A 6,713-nucleotide genomic window follows, 5' to 3' on the forward strand; every position below is an offset into this window, starting at 1 on the left:
TACTAGCCCCTTTCCTTTTTGCCAAAATGGCGCGCTAAATTTTTAAGAGAGAATTCCCAGTTACCCAAAAGTCCTGATGGCTTGAAAATCATGATGAGTATCAGAACTATAGCATAGATAACCATTCTTAACGCACCGAAACTTTGTAAAACGGTATCTAAAACGCCTAAAACAATTGCTGCAACAAACGTGCCAGTCATACTGCCAACACCACCCAAAACAACAATAACTAAGATAGAGATAGATTCCATGATGCCAAAGTTTGAAGGTGAGATTGTTTGTAAAAATGAAGCATGTAGACTGCCAGCTATTGCAGCAGTTGCACCACCTAGAACGAAAGCTGCCAGCTTCCATTTAGTAGTATTAATTCCCATTGCTTCAGCGGCAATTTCGTCTTCACGAACGGCTTTAATTGCCCGACCATCTTTTGAGCGAATAAAGTTGGTCAAAATGATTGTGGTCACACAAACCAAGATATAAACAGTCGGCCATGAGCATAGTTGAGGGATATTATATAATCCTGCCGCTCCACCAGTAATTTTCAAGTTATTAATGACATTACGGATAATTTCAGCTGCTCCTAAAGTCGCAATAGCTAAATAGTCGCCCTTTAAGCGAATGAAAGTTGCCGTACCGATAATCGCAGCAATCACAACAGCTATCAGCACTCCTACAAACATTGAGATTAAAAAGCCAGCTTCGCTACTCATGCGTTGAGTAATAATCGCCGTAGCGTATGCTCCAATTGCCATGAAACCGGCATGACCCAGAGAAAATTGACCACTAAAACCGATAATCAGGTTTAAACCGGTAGCTAAGATAATATTTATTCCAATCGTGACCAGCATGTTTTCAATAAAATCATCTATCACGCCAACCATAATCAACGCATTGATTAAGTAAAAGCCGCCTACCATTAATAACAGCCACGACAAAATGTATTTCCAATTAGATTTCATTTTGCCACCTACACCTTCTCTTTAGCATTTTTGCCAAAAATACCAGCAGGTAAGAACAGCAAAATGACTATTAATACTAGATAAACAACTGAGTCTTTATATGCCGACAAACCGATAGACTGGAAGAATGTTTCCAAGATACCGATTAAGAAACCACCAATAGAAGCTCCTGGCACTGAGCCGATTCCACCCAGTACAGCAGCAACAAAGGCTTTAATTCCTGGTGTCATTCCCATTAAAGGATCGATTTGGTTGTAATACATTCCAATTAAAATACCTGCGGCACCGGCTAAAGCCGAACCTAAAGCAAAGGTAAATGAAATCGTATGATTAACATTAACACCAACTAGTTCAGCCGCAGCAGGATCTACAGATACTGCACGCATCGCCCGACCCATTTTGGTCTTTTGAATAATGACCTGCAAGGAAACCATCAAGATTAAAGCAGTAGCCAAAATCAAAATCTGAACATTTGAAATTTGCACTCCACCGATATTGTAATTAACCTGTTCAATTACTTGGGGGAAGCTGCGAGCATTTGATCCTACAAAGTATGACATGCCATTTTCCAGTAAAAACGATACGCCGATAGCCGTAATCAGTACAGCTATACGAGGCGACTTACGTAGTGGCCGGTAAGCAAAATACTCAATCACTACGCCTGAAACTGCACCAATAATCATTGCAGAAAGCAGTGCTGTAATAAAGTTAAAATGCCAAGCATTAATCACATAGTAGGCAAAGAATGCACCTAGCATATAAATATCGCCGTGAGCAAAGTTAATTAAATTAATAATGCCATAAACCATGCTGTAACCTAAAGCCAACAGGGCATAAATCGAACCTAGCGACAAGGCGTTAATGATTTGCTGTAAAACTGTTTGCAAATTTAAGCACTCCTTTCTTTTTCTTATTTACTCAACACGGAATGAGTCGCTTACTTTACCGTTAGTCAATTTTTCAATAGCAATTGGCATTTCTGGATTGTGGAATTTGTCCATAGTAATTCTGCCAGTAACACCGTCAAAGTCTTTAATCTTAGCTAGACCTTCAGTAATTTTAACCGAATCATCTGATTTTTGTTCTTCAATAGCAGTTTTTACTAAGTAAACTGCATCGTATGCTAATGCTGAAAATGTAGGTGCATCTGCATGGTAGCGAGCTTTATATGCTTTGATAAACTTAGCAGCTTTTGAATCTGGATTCTTGGCAGCTACATTAGTTGAAAATGGTGTGGTGTAGTAAATATTGGTTGCATTTTTAGCACCTGATATTTGAACAAGTTTAGGGTCACACATACCGTCACCACCAACGATTGGAGCTTTAATACCCATTTGCCGTGCCTGTTTAATGATCAAACCCAACTCTGTGTAGTAGCCCGGTACATAAATAGCATCGATTTTCTTAGATTTAAATGAAGTTAAAACAGCATTGAAATCTTTATCACCTGCAGAATACGTTTGGCTATCAACTATCTTGCCTTTATAAGTATCTTTGAAGGCTTTTGCTAAACCAGTTCCATAATCACTGGAGTTATCAGCATAAACTGCTACTCGTTTGGCTTTTAATTTATCGGTGACAAATTTAGCAGCGCTCTTTCCTTGGAAAGTATCCTGGAAGCAAGCTCTAAAGACATAAGGCTGAACCTTGCCATTTTTCTGTCTGGTATAGTTTGGATCCGTTGCAGATGGACTAATGCCGGGAACAGAAGCCTTGGTAATATTAGGAATTTCAGCGGTACCACAATTAGTAGTAGCCGGCCCTATAACTGCAGCCACTTTATCCTTGGTTGCCAGTTGTGCAGCAACCGAAGCCGAAGTAGCAATTGCGGATTTGTTATCACGGATAAGTAATTTAAGCTTCTTTTTATGCCCGTTGACGTTAATTCCACCAGCTTTATTAATTTCAGAAGCTGCTAACACTATCCCTTGCTTTTCAGCACTACCATATCCAGCAGCAGTACCAGACAGCTCTATGTTAATACCAACCTTGACAACATCTTTATCTTGGTGCGTACCCTTGCCGCCCCCACTTTTTGCAACTGAGCAGCCAGCTAGTGCCAAGCCAGCCATTCCCACTGTCAGAACACGCAACAATCTTTTTGAAAATTTACCCATCATTTTCTCCTTTTCAATAGTCTGGTAACTAAAAACCTCATTCATTTAATGAATGAGGCTTAGATCAGTTATTAGATAAGCCCCATTCATTAAGACGCAAACAAGGGCTTTTCATGTAAAATCACTAAAAGTAATTTAATCATGCTAAGTCCTAGACGACAACAACAAGGCAATTAAACTCTGGGCAATAATATTTTTAATGTTAGTTCGTTTACTTAAATATTTAGCTTTCATTAAAATCGCCTCCCAAAATTTAATTTAATACTTAGAATTATAAAAAAAGAACATTAGCATGTCAAGAAAATTTTGCAATTTTTTTATCTAAGTTCTCAGTATTTTTTATTAATTTTGTTGCTTTGCCTGTGAAAACAAACGCACGCTGTTGACGGCGTGCGTTTTACTAATTAGATTTTTTAAAATACAGCTTTTTTTCGCCAAAATACAACAATGACGTATAAAACGAAATAACTTATAATCATGAGCACCATTGGCAGCCAAACTTCATAATATGCTGTTGGCAAAACCTGATTAAAGATTTTTAGACCAAACAAAGCATCAAAGACACCAAAAACCGCTGGAATTAAGAACAACAGTCCCGTTCCATAAGTGCTGCTTTCCTGCGATACTTTTTGGGTCTTTAATTTTTGATCAACATCCCGGTTTTTCTTAGCAAATTTTATTACCTCTATTATCAAAATAGCAAACAGAGTTGCACCAAACACAAATGCCATTGAGAAGCCCAAAATCTTCATTTCTCTGGTCATCCCCAGTGCCAGCTGATAAAGAGCTGCCTTGGAATTGCTGTAGAGTCGACTATAGGTAAGACTACTTTGAGCCTGTTTATGTTCAATTTTTAGTAAAAATGGCCAATCTCTATCAAAACTGTTTAGCTGCACCAAAGTCAGATATTTAGTTTTACCTTTAATCTTATTTAATTCTGCAGTTGAACAAAGTGCAATTGTTTTATTTGTTTGACTGCTATTAGGGACGAGTTCGCGGAAACTGTCATCTGCTAGAGAATTTTTATTCAATTGGTCTAACTTAATAGATTTGACTTGAAAATTGCGTCGGCCGGTGCTTTTCACGTACTTAATTGGATTATCTGCCAATTCATTATGAACAAAATAAAAGTGTCTTTTTGTTTCTTTATAATGATAAGTTTGTTGCTTTTTAATTTTTAATTGAGCAACATCGTTTTTAATATTGGCGGTGTTGCTGACAATTACGCCATCATAATAAGTTCCCCTTTTAATATCTTGGGGAAAAGCATTAACGTCATGACTTAAAGCAAGAGCGCCCATAGTCAAGGCGAAGAGTAGTGAAATGATAGTAAAAACGCCAGCATAATGATGGAGTCCCAGCAGCGTTTTTCCTTTAGTTAACTTAATTTTGTTAAACCAAGTTGCAGGCAGCAAGCTTAATAACGAGTGGCAAAGTAAATAAGTACCTGACACAATTGTGACAAATGCCGGTAATAAAGGATTAAACAGATTTTGGACGGGCAAATTCAATACTAAATAGCCGCCACCTATTAGAGCTAGTCCAGCTGCCAGTGCAATTATTTCTAGCCACTTCTGTTTATGAAAAGCAGGAATATCTTCTTTTTCTAAACTGTTTAAAATGGTTCTGGTTAGCCTATAAGTTACTACTATGCCGCCAACAATTATTAGAACTGCCAGTAACATAGCCACTTGCATGCTCCAATTGATCCGCAGAAAACTGTTAATGACGTTAAAATTCGGCACATTTGGTTTTATTAAACCGCTAAATAACTTAATAATTAAGGAAGCTAAATCCAAGCCTAAAATAGTGCCGGCAATTATCATCAAACCGCCAATAATAAGTGTCGCACAAAGTTCTATTAGTCCAACGCGCATATTTTTTAATTTTTGCATCAAGATCACCAAACTTTCTGTTCAGCTCCTTCAAGCAGACCACCTTTTAACTTAATTATAGTTAGCGCTGTCATTTTTCAAATGACCTGATCAGTTTCTTGAACATATTTTAATATTTGCTTTTTAAACCATTATTCTTTTTTAAATATTGTTTTTTGTTAGTGTCGATTCCCTCCAGCTTGATTGCCATTTTTAAAACATTTTTCCTATCATCTTTCTTTATAATTTTTTCCTGGTCTAAACTTTATAAATAATCCATCTACAAATGCTTCATAAATATGATCGTCTACTTTAGACCTAATTTTTAAATCTTCGCTTAACTTACAAAACATTTTTCCCATGTTTCTAATTAATCTAAATTGATTCCAATTGGAATTAATTCACGTAATAATTTTGCTCCCTTTTCTTACTCCTTTCTATTTACTTCAAGTTTATTACGATTTTATATAAGCATATAAAAAATGTCATATTTAACTCTTAATGGTTTAATATGACATTTAAAAATTTTATTTATTAGCAATCATTAGTTCTTCAAGTTCTTTACCATAACTGGGCATGCCAGCAATTTTTACACATTTAGTTATTGTTTGTACTTCATCAAGATACTTGGGATTTTGATCATAATGATATTTGATTATATTCTCATAAGCTGGAGCAATAGTTTTATAGAAAAATATATCTGGTTTTGTTTTGATTTGTTGTTCACTACTAACATAAAATGCTGTTTCTTCGAATTTTTTGTTACGAATACACAAAATCATCATATTAATAATTATAGATAAAACTAACTTCTGAATATCTATGCTACTTGAACCAATAAACTGACGTATTACTCTTTTTGAAATCAATAAATTACTATCTAAATCATAAAAACTCATAAGGTTGCAGTACAGTCTTAAACTATCAGAATTAAAATGAGAAACATCAAACGTTCTTTCTTTCAATCTATCTATAACGCCACTATCAATACTGGAAAGATTTTTGTTGATTATTGCAATAAAGATATCAATTATATCTAATTTATCTTCTTTATTTGGAAAATCACTTTCTGCAACAAAATTTCGTATTTGCTGCAGATCATGCACAGAATTTTGATAATATGCTTCATTAACCATCCTATCAATTTCTAGATTTTCATCATGTACAGTCTTCGCCTGGTGGTTTAACTTATCGAAGAAATCAGTTAATGAAATTTTGTTAACGTTTAATAGCTCAATTAAATTATCTGCTGAAATGCTGCTTAAATTTTTTTCAACTTTTGCATAAAATGACGGGCTTACCACATCATTAACCCATTGTTTTTGTGTTTTCTTTTGCTGAATGCGACAGTCTTTTAGTAATTCACCAATTGTCATTTTAATTTCCTCAACTATTTGATTAACTATCAAATATTACACTTTTTAATTTTATTATAATCAAAAAATATAAAAGTATCATAAAATTAAAAATAAAGATTATATAATACTGAGGTAAATTGGGTTATTGCATGCAGCTTTAAAAGTTGTAAATCAGAAAATTATCTACCCTACTATGACAAACTCTATAAACAAATATAATTATTGAAATCTCGTTTATGACCATACTAGCAGGATAAATAGCCTTCTTTTGATGTTATTCGATACCGACACTAAGTAAATAATTTTAAAATTTTTTATAATTTATTTTTTATCGTTAAATTGGTATTGATTAAAATCAACAACTACATCATACTTTTGCAGTTCTTCTGGATCGTAATGATGAAT

5 protein-coding genes are annotated in these 6,713 nt (G+C 34.9%); all 5 read right to left on the reverse strand.

Translation table 11 applies throughout. The features are described 5' to 3' along the window. Window positions 1-2 precede the first annotated feature (2 nt). On the reverse strand, window positions 3-959 hold the full coding sequence (locus LDM92_RS08160; RefSeq protein WP_223902802.1) for a branched-chain amino acid ABC transporter permease: 957 nt from the start codon (window positions 957-959) through the stop codon (window positions 3-5). 8 nt (window positions 960-967) lie between these two features. Further along, complete coding sequence (locus tag LDM92_RS08165; RefSeq protein ID WP_034979008.1) at window positions 968-1,846, reverse strand: branched-chain amino acid ABC transporter permease; 879 nt, start codon at window positions 1,844-1,846, stop codon at window positions 968-970. A gap of 27 nt (window positions 1,847-1,873) precedes the next feature. Then, a complete protein-coding gene (locus tag LDM92_RS08170) occupies window positions 1,874-3,079 on the reverse strand; it encodes an ABC transporter substrate-binding protein (protein WP_373868658.1) in 1,206 nt (401 codons plus the stop codon). A gap of 410 nt (window positions 3,080-3,489) precedes the next feature. Further along, window positions 3,490-4,971 carry a hypothetical protein gene (locus LDM92_RS08175; protein ID WP_223902804.1) on the reverse strand — a complete coding sequence of 494 codons (1,482 nt, stop codon included), beginning with the start codon at window positions 4,969-4,971 and terminating at the stop codon, window positions 3,490-3,492. Between the two features lie 506 nt (window positions 4,972-5,477). Continuing rightward, complete coding sequence (locus tag LDM92_RS08180) at window positions 5,478-6,326, reverse strand: helix-turn-helix domain-containing protein (RefSeq protein WP_223902805.1); 849 nt, start codon at window positions 6,324-6,326, stop codon at window positions 5,478-5,480. Window positions 6,327-6,713: the final 387 nt, after the last annotated feature.

It is taken from the genome of Lactobacillus laiwuensis (genome assembly GCF_019972835.1).
Taxonomy (GTDB): domain Bacteria; phylum Bacillota; class Bacilli; order Lactobacillales; family Lactobacillaceae; genus Lactobacillus; species Lactobacillus laiwuensis.

Bases quoted from the DNA above. Each gene is read 5' to 3' on its own strand.
- LDM92_RS08160 (WP_223902802.1), bottom strand. From the start codon at position 959: ATGAAATCTAATTGGAAATACATTTTGTCGTGGCTGTTATTAATGGTA.
- LDM92_RS08170 (WP_373868658.1), bottom strand. From the start codon at position 3,079: ATGATGGGTAAATTTTCAAAAAGATTGTTGCGTGTTCTGACAGTGGGA.
- LDM92_RS08175 (WP_223902804.1), bottom strand. From the start codon at position 4,971: ATGCAAAAATTAAAAAATATGCGCGTTGGACTAATAGAACTTTGTGCG.
- LDM92_RS08180 (WP_223902805.1), bottom strand. From the start codon at position 6,326: ATGACAATTGGTGAATTACTAAAAGACTGTCGCATTCAGCAAAAGAAA.